Source organism: Parundibacterium terreum (assembly GCF_014636315.1).
GTDB classification, from domain to species: Bacteria; Pseudomonadota; Gammaproteobacteria; order Burkholderiales; family Burkholderiaceae_D; genus Undibacterium; species Undibacterium terreum.
The window spans coordinates 19,624-36,381 of record NZ_BMED01000003.1; the positions used below are offsets into that span (position 1 = coordinate 19,624).

Below are 16,758 nucleotides of genomic sequence, written 5' to 3' on the forward strand. Positions count from 1 at the left end.
AGTGTAGACCGGAGCAGGCTATTTGCCTATACCCGGCCTTCCAGGTAGCGTCTGCTGCGGAAGTAGATCAGCAGCACGACCACGATGAAGAGCATGATGCCCATCGTGATCCAGAATCCTGACGCATGCTTGAGCAGGGGCATGACCTCGAAGTTCATGCCAAAGATGCCGGTAATCAGGGTCAGCGGCATGAACAGCGCGGTAATCACGGTCAGAGTGCGCATGATCTCGCTGGTACGGTGCGCCATCGCGGCGAAGTGGATCTGCACCGCTGATTCCAGCGAAGCCTCCAGCCTGCGCGCATGGTTCAGTACGCGGCTGATATGCTCTATGACGTCGTTGACACGCACCAGCAGCAAATCCTTGGCGCGGCTGCTGCCGTCATGTGTATCGACGATATGGTCGCGCAGCTCCTGCATCGCATCGTGCTGTTCTTCGCAAAGGCTGTCCAGCTTGCGTAGTTCTATGCGTGAGTCCAGCAGCGCCAGCCAGTTGTTGAAGGGACGACGCGGATCCAGCAAGGCATGCTGCCAGCGGTCCAGTTGCTGCGTCAGCGGTTGCCGCAATTCCAGGTACTGGTCCACCATGGCGTTCAGCAGGCGCAGCATCAGCTCTTCCGGCGATGTCGGCAGGCGGCTGGAGTGGGTGCTGCCGTCGGCTTTCGGTTTATAGTCCAGCAGGCGCGCGCGCGTGCTTTCTATCGTGCGGCTCTTGCTGGAGCGTACTGTGACCAGGCCGCGGTTGACCAGTAAAAAAGAGACAGGCTGCGTTGCCAGTTTGTTCAAGGCCGCAGGCATCTTGCGTTTCAGGATGTCTGATACATCGTCAGTAGGCTTGGGCGCCGCTTCTCCATTCAGCGCCAGCTTGCGAAAGACCACCATTTCGTAATCCTGGGTGGAATCGAAATACGAGGGATGGGACAGGTTGGTCACATCCTTCAGATGCAGGTCATACAGATGGGTGCCGGTGATGCGGGCGATTTTTTCACGCCAGGCCTCCGGATCGGCGCTGACTTCGTCGTGGCAGGTATCTACCCATAAAAAGCCGTTGCTGATCTCGGCGCAGGTCGGAGGATCAGCCGGATTCAGCGTCACCTGATTGTCGTTAATGTACAGGATGTCCATAGTGGTCGCGATGTTTGAAGATGGGCCACAAGGCGCACAGGGAGGCGATGCAGATGACGGCGATGACTGCCTGGGCCGCGGCGGATAAGGCAAAAGTGCCAAACCAGTTACCGCTGAGCACAACGATGAGCAGGCTGGCAATCAACCTGGCGATTTCCAGTTGCAGATAGGGGCTGCGTTTTTCCATCAAGCCACCGACTATCCACAGACCGGCCACCAGCCATGCCGCATAGGCCAGCCCGGCACCGACGGAGACGCTACGATGGGCAGTCAGGAAGTGTGTAGCGATTTGCAGTATCACGACGAACTGGGCCAGGCAGTACCACATCGGAGCACCCTTTAAAGGCGGATCGTAGAGCGGGCGGTTGATATCGAAAGCCTTGGATGGATAGGCGGCGGCCACATCGGCCGGACGCCAGCCCGGCGGGCGGAACCAGATCTGAATCTTGTCCAACCAGTTGCGGGAGCGCCAGGCGTCCACCGCGACTGCCTTGTACACCTCCAGATTGGCCCACAAGGGGTTCCAGCTACGCAGGGGGCTGCGGGTGCCGTACACAACGGGGTGTTCATCCATCTCGTCAATGAAGGTACCGAACAGCCTATCCCACAGGATCAGGATACCGCCGTAATTCTTGTCCAGGTAGATGTCGTTGACGGCATGGTGCACGCGATGATTGGACGGCGACACGAACACGCGATCAAACCAGCCCAGCTTGCCTATCTGCTGCGTATGCACCCAGAACTGGTATAGCAGATCGATCAGTGCAATCGCAATGAAGACATCGACCGGATAGCCCAGCAATGCCAGCGGCAGATAAAAGATCCAGCCGAACAAGGAACCTGTGCTGGTTTGTCTCAATGCAGTGGTGAGATTGTATTCTTCACTCTGGTGATGCACGACATGCGCGGCCCACAGGATGGCTGTTTCATGCCCCATGCGATGCAGCCAGTAATACATGAAATCGTACAGCAGCAAACCGGATACCCAGACCCACACGCTGTCGCCCGGCAGCTTGAACCAGGACCAGTTTGTGTACACCCACGCATACACGCCGACGGCCAGCACTTTCAGGAACACGCCGACGATCTGGCTCATGACGCCAAGGCTAAGACTGTTCAGTGCATCATTGATGCGATAGGTATTGCGCTGGCGCCGCATACCCACGATGAACTCTATGGCGATCAACAGGAAAAATACCGGGCTGGCAAATGTAATAATTTTTTCTTGCATGGTGTGCCGTTTGCCTGAAGGGGATAAGGTGAAAAAATGGCGCAGTGATAGGGATGATACTGGGATACTAGCGCTGCGCCGCCTGGCCTGCTCTTACTGCCGCTTTTACTGAGCTTGCGATACACCACAGCGCCGGGTAATAGGTACCGAGGATGAACACTGCGGAATAGGGCAGCGGTGTATAAAAACGGTTGTACGCAAGCAAGGTATCGGACAACATGAATAGCAGGCCGCCGATAGCTGCGGTCCTGCTGGCAGGTGTCTGCAGGATTTGATGGCGCGTGATGGACTGTGCGGTCATGCTCAGCAGGCAGATGACATAGGCTGCTACAGGCAAGCGCAAACCGCTGCTCAGGCCGGGCCACAGCACGAACAGGTTCAGTGCGCCAAGCACACCGATCACCAGGAAAATGAGCGGCTTGGCGAACAGGGGGCTATCGCTGCAAAAGGCGCGCAGGAAGCACAGATGCGCGCACAGAAAACTGCCCAGGCCAAACAGGAAGCCGGCAGCCAGCACGGTGCGCGGCAGCATCAGAAAAATATCGCCGGCCAGGGAGAAGGCAATGCCCAGCATGACTGCCGAGCGGTAGCGCGCGCTGACGGCCGGCCTGTTATTCCAGGCCAGGGCAAGTATCAGCAATGTCGTCAGCGGTTTAAACAGATAGTGCAGCCATATCGTCGCGTCTTGCGCGCCTGAGCCATACAGCGCCAGGCAGGCGCAGATCGCTGTCAGCAAGGCCAGTGGCGTTTGCGTGCGCAAGCCGGATGCGGCCGGCGACGGGGCTGGCACCGATGCGGTCATGAATTGTGCTTGAGCAGACGGGCCACGTCGCGGGCAAAATACGTCAGGATGCCATCGGCGCCGGCGCGTTTAAATGCCAGCATCGATTCCATCATTGTCTTGTTATGGTCCAGCCAGCCGTTTTGTGCAGCCGCCTTGATCATCGCGTATTCGCCGCTGACCTGGTAAGCAAACGTCGGCACGCGAAACTCATCCTTGACCCTGCGCACGATGTCCAGGTAAGGCATGCCCGGTTTGACCATCACCATGTCGGCGCCTTCGGCCAGATCCAGCGCAACTTCGCGCAATGCTTCATTGCTGTTGGCCGGGTCCATCTGATAGCTGGCCTTGTCGCTCTTGCCCAGATTTGCGGCGGAACCGACTGCATCGCGGAAAGGGCCATAGAAAGCTGACGCGTACTTGGCGGAATACGCCATGATGCGGGTGTGGATGAAATTATTGGTTTCCAGCGCATGGCGGATTGCGCCTATGCGGCCATCCATCATATCGCTGGGAGCGACGATATCGACACCGGCTTCGGCCTGAACCAGCGCCTGCCTGACCAGCATTTCTGTGGTTTCGTCATTCAGCACATAGCCATCCGCATTCAGCAGCCCATCCTGGCCGTGGCTGGTATACGGATCCAGCGCAACATCGGTCAGGATACCCAGTTCGGGGAAGCGGCTTTTCAGCTCGCGCACCGCGCGCGGGATCAGGCCTTTAGGATTGGTTGCTTCTACGCCATCCGGCGTTTTCAGCGCGGGGTTGATAGCCGGGAACAGGGCCAGCACAGGGATGCCCAGCGCGACGCAGTCTTCAGCCACCTGAAGCAGCAGATCTACCGAGACCCTTTCCACGCCTGGCATGGACGCTACTTTTTCTTTCTGATTAACGCCTTCTATGACGAAGACCGGATAAATCAGGTCGGCCGGCGTGACGATGTTTTCACGCATCAGTGCGCGTGAAAAGACATCCTTGCGCATGCGGCGCATGCGTATGGCAGGAAATTGGGCAGATTTTGTATGGGACATGAAGATGCTCTTAATGTATGCAGATTAAATGCAAAGAATTTAATTCAGGGTAATGAAACTTGTTGATGGATGCAAGTTCTTAGAACAAGCTTTCGAACTTGTCGCTATCCCGCTGAACGGGCACCGGTTTCACTGCCCTGTCTGGCGTTATTACCCTGGCGCTTTCGAACGCCGGATTTTTTGCTTCGGGGCTTGCCGGTGCAGACTGCATTCTAACAATGTTGTTGCCTAAGGGGTGTGCAGGTGCAAAAACCTTGGTGACGGTGGAGAGGGTGCTGAGAGCGGAAGGGAGGGGGATCCCCTCGAAATCAGGAAATTTCGAGGGGTGGAAAAAAAGCTCAGGAAGCGGCGGATTCGCCGGAAGCTGGATCTGCTTCAGCAGGATTGGTTTCTATCGCTTCCGGCACGACATCCAGACCCAGCAACTGCTGGATTTTTGCGTCTGCCTCTTCTATGCCTTCGCGTTTCAATGCCGAGAACAGTTGTACTGTGAACGGAAAGGGCTGACCCTCGGCGTCTACATAGCTGGACAAAACCGTGCGTGCCTGGCGCAAGGCATTCGCGGATTCATTTTTGTTCAGCTTGTCGGACTTGGTCAGGATGCAATGGATAGGGCGGCCGCTAGGGGCAAACCATTCCAGCATCTGGATATCCAGCTCGGTGAAGGGGCGGCGGGAATCCATGATCAGGATCAATGCAGCCAGCTGGTCGCGCCGCTGCACATAGTTGCCCAGCAATTTGTTCCAGTGGTCTTTGGCGGCACCAGGCACCTCTGCATAGCCGTAACCGGGGAGGTCAACCAGCAAGGCGCGGATCTCATCGACCCGGGTCTCATCCTTGCGGTGCTGTCCTACGTGGGCCCCACCTATGGAGAAATAGTTGATATGCTGCGTGCGCCCTGGGGTTTTGGAGGCAAAGCAGAGTTTTTTCTGGTTGCACAGGGTGTTGATCGCGGTGGATTTACCGGCATTGGAGCGCCCGGCGAAAGCGACTTCCGGCACATGGGTGCTGGGTAAATCACGCAAATGATTGACCGTTGTAAAAAAGCGGGCTTGCCAAAGGATGGACATATGAAAATAGTAATACGTAAGTGCGGGAGCTGCCTGACCATGTTGTTACATGGATATGTCTCGATTGAGACGGGGGCGAAATCAGTCTGGACAGTTGTTAAAAAGCTGTCAAGAACTTCCCTAATGGAAAAATGCAACAGAAGTAAGCAAAAACGCTATAAAGCTATTGTACAATAAGGGGTTACCTATTGGGCAGTTGTATAAGTCTGCGCCCGATCTGTGTTTTTGCCTTTTTTGTATTAAAAACAGGCAGAAATATGCTCCAAATAGCTGTGTTGTTTGTTTTCGCGTCGCCAACAGGGCAGATTTCCATTATTTAGTCTCAGGGTGTTTGAATGAACCGTGCTTTTTTACCGTTATTGAAGTCTCTCGGCATCGCGATTCTGGCGGTGTCCTCCGTTGCATACGCTAACGAAGAACCTAAAGCTGCCAAGGCTGACCCTGCCAAAGGCGAGGCTTTGTACACCAATGGCGATGCGGCCCGCAATATTACGGCTTGCGTTTCTTGCCACGGTGCTGCCGGCAATTCCACCATTTCTACCAATCCGAAACTGGCTGGCCAGCACGAAGCCTATATTGCCAAGCAATTGGATAATTTCAAGGGCCCTGACCGCAATAACGCGATCATGACGACCTTCGCCAAGGCGATGACTGCGGATGATGTTAAAAACGTCGCGGCATTCCTGAGCGCACAAAAACCTAAGGCCGGCGCCGCAAAGAGCAAAGACACTGTAGAACTGGGCAAGCAAATCTATCGCGGTGGTATCGCCGAGAAGAATGTTCCTGCCTGCGCAGGCTGCCACAGCCCTAACGGTGCGGGTATTCCTGCGCAATTCCCGCGTATCGCCGGTCAGCACCAGGATTATACGCATGCGCAATTGGTCAGCTTCGGTGCCGGCACACGTAAAAACAGCATACAGATGACGACGATTGCCAAGCGCATGTCGGATGATGAAATGAAAGCAGTTTCCGACTATGTCGCTGGTTTGAAATAAGCAAGTCCTTACCGCTAGAGCAAATAATTGGAGGGGGTGGCGCAAGCCACCCCTTTTTTCATTTCCGTACGGTAAGCAGATTTGGATAAGGAGCTTTACAATGGCGGCAGCCTTGCGATGCCGAGCTGGCGTGCCAGCACCGGTCTTGAATAGATTAATCAGTTTCTCAGGATATTTAGGTTTCCATGGATACAAGTAGCATTGATACAGGCGGCATGCAATTGAATACCAAGCGCCGCTGGCTGGCCGAGGCGGTGGAATTGTTTTCCTCCATGCGTTTTGCCATCAGCCTGCTGACCCTGATTGCGATTGCGGCAGTGATAGGTACGGTGCTCAAACAAAATGAGCCTATGCCCAATTACATCAACCAGTTCGGTCCGTTCTGGTTCGATGTGTTTGGCAAACTGAGCTTATATGCGGTGTATTCGGCCTGGTGGTTCCTGTTGATCATGGCCTTCCTGGTACTCTCTACCAGCCTGTGCATCATCCGCAATGCGCCCAAGATGCTGAAAGACATGAGCAGCTGGCGCGACAATGTGCGCGAGCAATCACTGCGTAATTTTCATCATCGGGCAGAGTGGCGCAGTACCGCATCACGCACCGAGTTGCTGCAGCAATTGACGGCGCATATCGGCCGCATAGGCTATAAGTTCAAGGTAGTGGAAAAAGAGAATGCGACGCTGGTCGCCGCCAAGCGCGGCGCGGCCAACAAGTGGGGTTATATCTTTGCCCACAGCGCAATCGTCATCATCTGTATCGGTGGCTTGCTGGATTCCGATATGCCCATCCGTCTTCAGCAGTGGTTCATGGGCAAGGTGCCTTTTGACGGTAGCGGCGTTATTGCCCAGATACCTGAGAAACATCGGCTGCCTCTGGGTAATCCTACCTTCCGGGGCAACACGCTGATACCAGAGGGCACGTCGAGTGAAACGGCGATCATCCCGCAGCAAACCGGGGTACTGATCCAGGATCTGCCATTCACGATACAACTGAATAAATTCATTATCGAATACTACTCGACCGGCATGCCTAAGCTGTTTGCCAGTGAAGTGGTGGTCAAGGATCATGAGACCGGCAAGACTTTCCCTGCCACTATCAAGGTCAATGAACCTCTGATCTATAAGGGTATTGCGGTGTATCAATCCAGTTTTGAAGATGGCGGCAGCCACCTGAAACTGACCGGCTATCCGATGACAGGTTCCAAGGCAGTAACGTTTGCGATGTCCGGCGATGTAGGCGGCAGCACGCCCTTGAAAAATAGCAACGGCAATGACTACACGGTCGAGTGGTCGGGCTTTCGTGCCGCCAACGTGGAAAACATGTCCCGGAACGGCCAGGATGTACGCGCGGTCAATGCCAAGCAGAGCTTTAATGAGCAGCTTAGCACCGATATCAGCAAGCATCTGGGTTCTGCCGCCAAAAATGCCAATAACAAGGACCTGAAGAACGTCGGCCCCAGCGTGCAATACAAGCTGCGCGACAAGAACGGCCAGGCAAAAGAATTCAATAATTACATGCAGCCGATGCTGATTGACGGCGCCTATATGTTCCTGGCCGGTACGCGCGATAGCCCGTCTGAAGCCTTCCGCTACCTGCGCATTCCTGCCGATGATGAGGATACCGTTGCAGAGTGGATGCGCCTCAGGGCCGCCATTGCCAATCCTGAGTTGCGCTCTGTTGCCGCGCAGCGCTATGCGGAGCGCGCGATGCCCGACGCCAATGGCCAGGTACAAAAACTACGTGAGCAACTGGCGGAGTCATCGAAAAAGGGCCTGGCCATTTTTGCCGGTGACGGTGGGCAGGCATCCGGTTATTTTGCGATCTCGAAGTTCCTGGAGCAGATTCCTGCGGTGGATCAGGAAAAGGCCGCCGACGTGTTCATGAAGATACTGAACGGCAGCTTGTGGGATTTATGGCAAGTGGCGCGCGAGAAAGATGGCTTGCCGGCGATTACTTTGGATGAAAAGCATGCTCGTTTCCTGCAATTGGCCACCAACGCGGTATCGGACTCTTTCTTTTACGGTGCGCCGGTGTATCTGCAGTTGAGCGGCTTTGACGAGATCAAGGCTTCGGTACTGCAGGTAACCCGCTCCCCAGGCAAGAAAGTGGTGTATCTGGGCTGCCTGCTGCTGGTGCTTGGCGTGTTTTCCATGTTCTACATCCGTGAGCGGCGCTTGTGGATCTGGGTCAGGGATGAGGCTACTGCCGGCGGCAATGGTGCGCACGCGATGATGGCATTGAGTTCTCAGCGCAAGACTCTGGATTTTGAGCATGAATTTGAAGACTTGAAGCAGCAGTTAATGCAGGGGAATATGCCTATCACTGCGGAAGCGCATGAGCGGGCGTAATCGACTAAACTACGGGCAATTGAAATAAATCGTCTCATGTCCGGCGCGATTGGCCGGTCTTGTGAAAATGGCACGGGAGCATGAGCGCTGCCGTGCAAAGTCACCAGGGAATATGATGGAAATTACACAAAACTACACGCCTTACCAGGGGTACTTCAAACGCCTGTCCGTGGTGGATTGGCTTTATGCAGCCGTCTTGTTCACCGCCGCATTGTTTGCGCTGAATCGTTACGGCGCGCACATGGATGTGTATGAAAAAGGCATTCTGTTTCTGGCCGCTCCCACTTTCACCTGGCTGGGCTGGAACTGGAAACCTGTACGTAAGCTGTTGCTGATCCTGGCGGTGCTGTCCCTGTTTGCGATCAACCTGTACGGTGGCTCGCTGGATATGGCGAACAAGAAATTCTTCCTGAAATATTTACTCTCCAGCCAGTCAGCGATTTTGTGGATGAGCTTCCTGTTTGTGCTGTCCACCGTGTTCTACTGGGGGGGCCTGGTAGCACGCTCCAACTTCGGTGCATCGGTAGGCTCCGTGTTGTGCTGGGCGGCGGTAGTCATGGGTTTTACCGGCATGCTGGTGCGCTGGTATGAGTCCTATCTGATAGGCAGCGATGTCGGCCATATCCCAGTCTCCAACCTGTATGAAGTGTTCATTCTGTTTTCGATGATCACTGCCTTGTTTTATCTGTATTACGAACAACAGTACAAGACCCGCCAACTGGGCGCTTTTGTATTGCTGGTGATTACAGCAGCGGTTGGTTTCCTGCTGTGGTACACGATACAGCGCGACGCTGCCGAGATACAGCCGCTGGTACCGGCTTTGCAAAGCTGGTGGATGAAGATACACGTGCCTGCAAACTTCATCGGTTACGGCACTTTCTCGCTGGCGGCGATGGTATCGGTGGCCTATCTGCTGAAGTCCAACGGTTATCTGCAAGACCGGTTGCCTGCGCTGGAAGTGCTGGACGATGTGATGTACAAGGCTATCGCAGTGGGTTTTGCTTTCTTTACCATCGCCACCATCCTCGGCGCACTGTGGGCTGCTGAAGCCTGGGGCGGCTACTGGTCCTGGGATCCCAAGGAAACCTGGGCGCTGATCGTCTGGCTGAACTATGCTGCGTGGCTGCACATGCGTCTGATGAAGGGCTTGCGCGGCAAGGTTGCGGCCTGGTGGGCGCTGGTGGGTCTGCTGGTCACAACATTCGCTTTCCTGGGCGTGAACATGTTCTTGTCTGGTTTGCATTCCTACGGAACCTTGTAGGCTTGGTATTGCTAAGCTTGCACTTTCTATCACAGATGGTAGTGCGGGCTACGCAGAGCGTGCTCATTCTGTAGTTGTCCGGCCAAGATATGCCGGGCCGGTGTGACAAATTGTATCGGACGTGTAAGTTCTGGCGGGTAATAGCGACTGATGAGAAACTATTTATGCTCTCGGGCATCGAATAGCTTCACTGTTCATCTACTTGGATTTTTATAGAACTTGCTTTGCCGTGAGCCGCGTCGGTTTGCATGGCATACAAGGTACTTAATGCATACCGGAGTCATCATGCTGATCAAACGTAGCCCCAATGGAATCGACCTTCCGTACCCTTCCGAAATCACGCCGCGCGAAATTTATGAATCGCGCCGCGATTTCATCCGCCAACTGGCGGTAGGTTCCATCGCCAGCGGTGCTCTGCTGGAACTGGCCGGCCGTGAGGCGTATGCGCAGACGCCCGGCGCGACTAAGCTGGCCGCTGCCGCCAATCCCGCTTATATGCTGATAGAAAAAAAGACCGCATATAAGGATGCCACTACCTACAATAATTTCTACGAATTCGGTACCGACAAAGCGGAACCCGCACAAAATGCAGGAACGCTGAAGACGCGCCCATGGTCGATATCGATCGAGGGCGAGGTCAAGAAACCGATGACACTGGATATCGACAGCCTGATGAAGCTGGCGCCTATGGAAGAGCGTGTTTACCGCCTGCGTTGCGTTGAGGGCTGGTCGATGGTGATACCGTGGATAGGGTATTCGCTGTCCAATCTGATCAAAAAGGCTGAGCCGACCGGCAACGCGAAATTCATCGAGTTCGTGACCCTGGAAGACAAGAAGCAGATGCCGGGGCAGCGTCGTGCTGTGCTGGAGTGGCCTTACGTGGAGGGGCTGCGCATGGATGAGGCCAACCATCCGCTGGCGTTGCTGACCTTCGGCATGTATGGCGAAGTGCTGCCCAACCAGAATGGCGCGCCGGTACGCATTATCGTGCCTTGGAAATACGGTTTCAAATCGGTTAAATCCATCGTCAAGATACGCTTCAGCAAGGAGCAGCCCAAGACTGCATGGAATCTCGCAGCTGCCAATGAATACGGTTTTTATTCGAATGTGAATCCGGACGTGGATCACCCGCGCTGGTCGCAGGCGACCGAACGCCGCATCGGCGAGGATGGGATTTTTACCAAGAAACGCAAGACGCTGATGTTCAACGGCTACAACGAAGTGGCGCCGCTGTATGCGGGCATGGACTTGAAGAAGTTTTATTGAGCCGCTAACGGCTTGCCCACATTCTTGCCCATCACATCATGATCAATCCTACCCCCAAGCAAATCAGCATCCTGAAAAGCATACTGTTTGTGCTGGCGCTGTTGCCTTTTGTCCGGCTGGTGGCGTTTGTGTTCCTGGACAGGCTGGGCGCCAATCCGGTTGAATTCATTACTCGCAATACCGGCGACTGGACGCTGTATTTCCTGTGCATCACCTTGGGTGTGACGCCGCTGCGCAAACTGAGCAAGTGGAACTGGCTGATCAAGCTGCGGCGCATGATAGGCCTGTATGCCTTCTTTTATGCGACGCTGCATTTCACCACTTTTCTGTGGTTCGATCATTTCTTCGATGTTGCTGAAATGTGGAAGGATGTTGTCAAACGGCCCTTCATCACGGTCGGCTTCATCGCTTTTGTCTTGCTGATTCCACTGGCTGTCACCAGCACCAATGGCATGGTCAAGCGCCTGGGTGGCAAACGCTGGTTGTGGATACACAGGCTGGTGTATCTGATCGCCCCGCTGGGTATCTTGCATTACTTCTGGATGAAGGCGGGCAAGCATGATTTTGCCCAGCCCTTCCTGTTTGGCGCCATCGTTGCTGCGTTGCTGGCACTACGGCTGGTATGGCGCTGGCAAGGCAAACGCGTGCAACAGCGGGCGGCGGCGTAGCTTTATATCGCCAATGCGCTCGCTGCTTACGCTATCGAACCAGTGCCTGCTGTATTTTATTGATAACGCATAGTCAGACCGATCCCCAGCCTTTTCTCTGTATTGCCGGCAATGCGCTCGCGCCGGATGCCCACGTCCAGATCCATATTGGTATTGGGTGAGTAGATGATGCCGCCCAGCAAATAGACGGGCCGGCTGGAAACCGCTTTGCTGTCTGCCTGCGTGAAGCCGGTGTCGACAGTCAGCGTCCATTTTGCATTGGCCTGATACATGACGGCCGTTGAGGCGCGCCACACCATCTTGCGATTCTCCGCTCTGTCCTCGCTATGCTGATAGCGGCTTGCAGTCAGCATCAGATTGCCGTGTACGGTCCATGCGGAACGGGTGTAGCTGTCTATCAAGCCCATGTCCAGGCTGTAGCGCCCTTGTCCTATTCCCCGCTGCTGATTTCCGCTAGGCAAAAATAACGCAGCCTTAAACGCCAGCAAATGCCCGAGATATTCCTTGAATTGCCATTTGCCGCCGGCTGACACATCGGCAATGCCGGATGGCCGGGATAAATTCATGGGCAGGTTGAGAAACGCGTCCAGATCGTCGTTGACGCCATACGTATAGGTGATATCTCCGACCTGCACTCGCTCCCCCTGGAAACGGACACTATCAGTATTCAGTTCCAGTTGCTGCTTGTCCTTGCCTTGTACCACGCTGTCATCCGAACTCAGAGGATGCGCTGCAAACGCCGATTTGATCAGTAAACCCAAAATAAGTAAGATGGCAGACTTGCTTTTCATTATTATTTTCTCCCCATGGTTTGGGGTAATCATAATCAAAATTTATGACAGCATTTCTACTTCGTGAACAGGAAGCGCCTAGCAGGTTGCAGCGGTCGGCATTGAGAATATTGGGCTGGATAGGCTGGCGGGTCAGGTTTCAAGCCTTGCCGGGGCCGCGTGGCGTGGTGATAGTTTATCCACATACCTCCAACTGGGACGTACCTGTTGGTATTTTGGCAAAATGGGGGATAGGCCTGCCGTTTCGCTTTGTTGCCAAGGCTTCCCTATTCGAAGGCTTGACGGGAGCGACGGTGGGACGTTTGCTGCGTCGCCTGGGCGGCGAGCCGATAGAGCGGGGTATTGCCACCGGATCCATTTCGCGCCTGGCCGACAAGATCAATGCATCCGACTGGTTCTGGCTGGCGATTACTCCTGAGGGCACACGCAGCTACAAGGAATACTGGCGTAGCGGTTTTTACCATATCGCGCTGGCGGCTAAACTGCCTGTCGGTTGCGCCCGCTTCGATTATGCAAAAAAAGAAATTGCGCTGGTGGACTATATCCAGCTGAGCGGCAATATGGAGCAGGATATGGAGGCCATCCGATTGCTCTATGCAGGCACGCAGGGTTTGCGCCCCGAGCTGGCTTCCGCGATTGCCCTGCGTCCGGACGAAACCTCAAAAAAGCCGGTTTGATCAGGCAGACTTAATTGTCCTTGTCTTCTACCGGAGGCGGGGCTGGCGTAACAGGTGCGGAAACATCAGCAGGCACATTCGATGGCGTGCTCACGGGCTGCGTCTTGCTTGTGGCTATCCCCGCCGGCTTCTTGGGGAGGTAAAGGGGGCCTCGCTGGCCGCATGCGCTCAGGCTGAGGAGGGCAAGGCTAAGTAAGGCTATTGCCGGGGTAGGGGTATGCGTCTTCAAAATGGCTAACACCGTATAGAATGGCGGTTTATCAATGCGGTGGAGTGTAGCATGACTGAAACAGAATTTTTGAGCCTGGCAGATGTGACTTTGCGCCAGATCGAGGATGCCTTTGACAGGGCATATCAAAATGATACCTTGGACATAGAGTGCAGCCGCAGCGGCAATGTGCTGGAAATCGAATTTATCGATAACGGCTCCAAGCTCATCGTCAACAGCCAGGCACCGATGCAAGAGATGTGGGTTGCTGCCCGCTCTGGCGGCTTTCACTATAAATATGACGGCCAGAAATGGCTGAATACCCGTGACGGCTCCGAATTGTTTGCGACTCTGGCCGGGATTGCGCAAGACCAGGGCGGTGGCGCCCTATAGGCGAAATAAGCCTCTGTAAATAAAAAAGCCTGCTGTGAAATCTCGCAGCAGGCTTTTTTCATTTCCGCAAATCTAGTTCGTATTGTTGGAGTTTTCTTCGGTGACCGATGCCGGAGCCTCGGTATCTCCCAGGCTATGTATGCTGGCCGACGGAGGGTTCTCTGCATAGAAGAAATCGCCTTCCGCCTGGATAATGCCCGGCGGAACCGGCCTTTCTTCCATTGGTATGCCCTTCAAGGCCTGCTGCATGAAGCCTATCCAGATCGGCAAAGCCAGGCCGCCGCCGGTTTCCCGGTTACCCAGGTTACGCGGCTGGTCGAAACCTATCCAGGCAATCCCCACCAGCTTGGCCTGGTAGCCTGCAAACCAGGCGTCAAAGGAATCATTGGTCGTGCCTGTCTTGCCGGCCAGGTCGGTACGCTTCAGCACCATGGCCTTGGCGGCAGTGCCGTACCTGACCACATCCTTCAGCATGCTGTCCATCAGGAAGGCATTGCGTTCGTCAATGACACGATTGCCTTCGTCGCCGGCTTTTTCCGGAGCGGCTGCTGTCAGCACCTTGCCGGTGCTATCGGTAATTTTTGAAATCAGATAGGGATTGATCTTGTAGCCGCCATTGGCGAATACCGCATAGGCCCCGGCCATCTGCAGCGGAGTGACTGCGCCCGCACCCAGGGCCAGGGTCAGGTAAGGAGGGTTTTTCTCAGGCAGGAAGCCGAAGCGGGTCGTGTATTCCTGTCCATATTTCGCGCCGACTTTATGCAGGATACGGATGGAGATCATGTTCTTGGATTTGGTCAAACCCTTGCGCATGGTCATCGGACCTTCGTATTTGCCGTCGTAATTCTTGGGCTCCCAAGCCTGGCCGCCGGTTTGGCCGGAATCGAAGCTAATCGGCGCATCATTGATGATCGTGGCCGGCGACAGACCTTTTTCCAGTGACGAGGAATAAATGAAAGGCTTGAAGCTGGAGCCCGGCTGGCGCCATGCCTGCGTCACATGGTTAAACTTGTTCATGTTGTAGTCGAAACCGCCGACCAGTGCCCGGATAGCGCCATCGGTAGTGCTGGCCGCAACGAAGGCTGACTGCACCTCGGGTATTTGCGTGATATTCCAGTTTTTACCTTCCTGCATGACACGGATGACTGCACCACGCTGGATGCGCTTGTTGGCAGGCGCATTATTCGACAGGCCGCTCGCGCCGAATGTCAGGCCGGGGCCGGTGATTTGTATCTCCTCGCCGGAGGACAATACCGCCCTGACCAGCTTGGGTGAGGCTTCCAGCACCATGGCGGCAATAATGTCGTCGCTGTCGCCATGCTCCGCCAGTTCTTTTTCGATGGCTTCGTCGGCTGCTTCCTTGCCCTTTGGTATTTCTATGATGGCTTCAGGGCCGCGGTAAGGATGGCGTTTTTCATATTCCATCACTCCTTTGCGCAGGGACAGGTAGGCCGCATCCTGGTCAGCCTTGGTGATCGTGGTGTATACGTTCAGGCCGCGAGTGTAAGTCTCTTCTTTGAACTGCTCATAGACCAACTGCCTGGCCATCTCGGCGACATATTCTGCATGGATGCCAAACTCGGCACTGTCTGTCTTGATATGCAATTCTTCAGTCCTGGCATTCTCGTACTGCGCTTCCGTGATATAGCCCAGTTGCTTCATGCGCAGCAGGATGTATTGCTGGCGCACTGCAGCCCGCTTGGGATTGGCGACAGGATTGTAGGCGGAGGGAGCCTTAGGGAGGCCCGCCAGCATCGCCGCCTCGGCAACGCTGATGTCCTGCAGTTTTTTGCCGAAATAGATCTGCGCCGCAGAAGAAAAACCATAAGCGCGCTGGCCCAGGTAAATCTGGTTCATGTAGATCTCCAGAATCTGGTCCTTGCTCAGATTTTGCTCTATCTTCCAGGCCAGCAGGATTTCATAGATTTTACGTTTGAAGGTTTGCTCGCTCGAAAGGAAGAAGTTGCGCGCTACCTGTTGAGTAATCGTTGATGCGCCTTGTTTGGCGCCGCCGGTCAGATTGTGCAGCGCTGCGCGGGTGATGCCCAGGTAATCGACACCGCCGTGTTCGTAGAAGCGGTCATCTTCGATGGCCAGCACGGCTTTTTTCATCACATCGGGGATTTCATTGAAACGGACTACATTGCGCCGTTCTTCGCCGAATTCTGCGATCAGCATGTTGTCCGCAGTAAATACCCGTAATGGCATCTTGGGCCTGTAGCTGGTGATGGAGTCCAGCTCAGGCAAATTGGGATAGGCCATCGTTAATGCAAAACCGACAATTAATGCTCCCGCCAAAACCAGGCCCAAGAACAGTCCGCCGGTGCCGAGCAGGATGCGTAGTGCCAGATTGCCTTTTTTTGCGGGTGAGGCTTGTTTTTCCGGTTTGCTGGAAGAGGGTGGAGCTTTGGCTGGCATAAAAAGCAATTTCAGGAAAGTTGATCGCAGCACGCATTATAACTTTAGCTGCATGGTGCTTAGGAATGTACCGGGATAGTACTGAGGTTTGCCTGAAAACGTGGCAATTTACGCCTCTTTTGGGCCGAAGTGGGGAAATGGCAACGCATTATGGTAGTGCTGGATGGAAAGTGCTTTACACAGTCGGAAAGTTATTGCTAGGATTTAATGTAAGCTTGGATAATTGTCTGCTAAATAGCGGTTTTTAAAAGAAATTTTGCCATTCCGAAAAATGCGGAAGGTCCAATTTAGTTCTTTATTGCAATAAAAATCAGCATTTAAAAACAGCTACATGCTTTTCGTGGTTTTATAGAAACGGCGTAATCAATCGGTAGCAAAAAACTGACATAGTCGCGAAGTTCTCGCATATTTATGTGGCCAATGCGGTTCCGCTGCCGTTCGTGCAGTAGAATATTGATCAGAAGAAATAAAATGGCGTTTTTATGAGGGGATATCC

Annotated in this window: 15 protein-coding genes; 7 read left to right on the forward strand and 8 right to left on the reverse strand. The window is 54.4% G+C overall.

The genetic code is table 11. The features are described 5' to 3' along the window. Positions 1–26 precede the first annotated feature (26 nt). The 5 genes from IEW12_RS14890 to yihA form a co-directional block, all read right to left on the reverse strand. A complete protein-coding gene (locus IEW12_RS14890) occupies positions 27–1,124 on the reverse strand; it encodes a magnesium transporter CorA family protein (RefSeq protein WP_188566889.1) in 1,098 nt (365 codons plus the stop codon). After that, positions 1,105–2,355 (reverse strand): sterol desaturase family protein, encoded by a 1,251-nt coding sequence (locus tag IEW12_RS14895; RefSeq protein WP_188566890.1) that lies wholly within the window; start codon positions 2,353–2,355, stop codon positions 1,105–1,107. Before IEW12_RS14895 ends, IEW12_RS14890 begins: the two co-directional genes overlap by 20 nt. A 67-nt stretch (positions 2,356–2,422) precedes the next feature. Then, a complete protein-coding gene (locus IEW12_RS14900) occupies positions 2,423–3,157 on the reverse strand; it encodes a lysoplasmalogenase (RefSeq protein WP_188566891.1) in 735 nt (244 codons plus the stop codon). Further along, on the reverse strand, positions 3,154–4,167 hold the full coding sequence (gene hemB, locus IEW12_RS14905; RefSeq protein WP_188566892.1) for a porphobilinogen synthase: 1,014 nt from the start codon (positions 4,165–4,167) through the stop codon (positions 3,154–3,156). The genes IEW12_RS14900 and hemB overlap by 4 nt, the downstream gene beginning before the upstream one ends. Positions 4,168–4,505: 338 nt before the next feature. Further along, positions 4,506–5,237: a ribosome biogenesis GTP-binding protein YihA/YsxC gene (yihA, locus tag IEW12_RS14910; RefSeq protein WP_188566893.1), complete on the reverse strand. Its 732-nt coding sequence runs from the start codon at positions 5,235–5,237 to the stop codon at positions 4,506–4,508. 335 nt (positions 5,238–5,572) lie between these two features. On the opposite strand from yihA, the gene IEW12_RS14915 reads away from it, so the two are divergent. From IEW12_RS14915 to msrQ, 5 genes are all read left to right on the forward strand, one after another. Continuing rightward, complete coding sequence (locus tag IEW12_RS14915; RefSeq protein WP_188566894.1) at positions 5,573–6,232, forward strand: c-type cytochrome; 660 nt, start codon at positions 5,573–5,575, stop codon at positions 6,230–6,232. A gap of 185 nt (positions 6,233–6,417) precedes the next feature. After that, positions 6,418–8,580 carry a cytochrome c biogenesis protein ResB gene (locus IEW12_RS14920; protein WP_188566895.1) on the forward strand — a complete coding sequence of 721 codons (2,163 nt, stop codon included), beginning with the start codon at positions 6,418–6,420 and terminating at the stop codon, positions 8,578–8,580. A gap of 112 nt (positions 8,581–8,692) precedes the next feature. Then, the gene (gene ccsB / locus IEW12_RS14925; RefSeq protein WP_371874544.1) at positions 8,693–9,841 is read left to right on the forward strand and encodes a c-type cytochrome biogenesis protein CcsB; all 1,149 of its coding nucleotides are present in this window, start codon (positions 8,693–8,695) and stop codon (positions 9,839–9,841) included. 285 nt (positions 9,842–10,126) lie between these two features. Continuing rightward, complete coding sequence (msrP, locus tag IEW12_RS14930) at positions 10,127–11,107, forward strand: protein-methionine-sulfoxide reductase catalytic subunit MsrP (protein ID WP_188566896.1); 981 nt, start codon at positions 10,127–10,129, stop codon at positions 11,105–11,107. Positions 11,108–11,145: 38 nt separating this feature from the next. After that, positions 11,146–11,775 (forward strand): protein-methionine-sulfoxide reductase heme-binding subunit MsrQ, encoded by a 630-nt coding sequence (msrQ, locus tag IEW12_RS14935; RefSeq protein ID WP_188566897.1) that lies wholly within the window; start codon positions 11,146–11,148, stop codon positions 11,773–11,775. Between the two features lie 56 nt (positions 11,776–11,831). Here msrQ and IEW12_RS14940 read toward each other — a convergent pair whose 3' ends face one another. Then, positions 11,832–12,566 carry a transporter gene (locus IEW12_RS14940; RefSeq protein WP_188566898.1) on the reverse strand — a complete coding sequence of 245 codons (735 nt, stop codon included), beginning with the start codon at positions 12,564–12,566 and terminating at the stop codon, positions 11,832–11,834. A gap of 44 nt (positions 12,567–12,610) precedes the next feature. Between IEW12_RS14940 and IEW12_RS14945 the strand changes: the two genes are divergently transcribed. Beyond that, positions 12,611–13,243 (forward strand): 1-acyl-sn-glycerol-3-phosphate acyltransferase, encoded by a 633-nt coding sequence (locus IEW12_RS14945; RefSeq protein WP_188566899.1) that lies wholly within the window; start codon positions 12,611–12,613, stop codon positions 13,241–13,243. Positions 13,244–13,253: 10 nt separating this feature from the next. Here IEW12_RS14945 and lptM read toward each other — a convergent pair whose 3' ends face one another. After that, positions 13,254–13,484 (reverse strand): LPS translocon maturation chaperone LptM, encoded by a 231-nt coding sequence (gene lptM, locus IEW12_RS29110; protein ID WP_371874545.1) that lies wholly within the window; start codon positions 13,482–13,484, stop codon positions 13,254–13,256. 39 nt (positions 13,485–13,523) lie between these two features. On the opposite strand from lptM, the gene cyaY reads away from it, so the two are divergent. Then, the gene (gene cyaY, locus IEW12_RS14955) at positions 13,524–13,844 is read left to right on the forward strand and encodes an iron donor protein CyaY (protein WP_188566901.1); all 321 of its coding nucleotides are present in this window, start codon (positions 13,524–13,526) and stop codon (positions 13,842–13,844) included. A 72-nt stretch (positions 13,845–13,916) separates the two neighbouring features. Here cyaY and IEW12_RS14960 read toward each other — a convergent pair whose 3' ends face one another. After that, on the reverse strand, positions 13,917–16,262 hold the full coding sequence (locus IEW12_RS14960) for a penicillin-binding protein 1A (protein ID WP_188566902.1): 2,346 nt from the start codon (positions 16,260–16,262) through the stop codon (positions 13,917–13,919). Positions 16,263–16,758 lie beyond the last annotated feature (496 nt).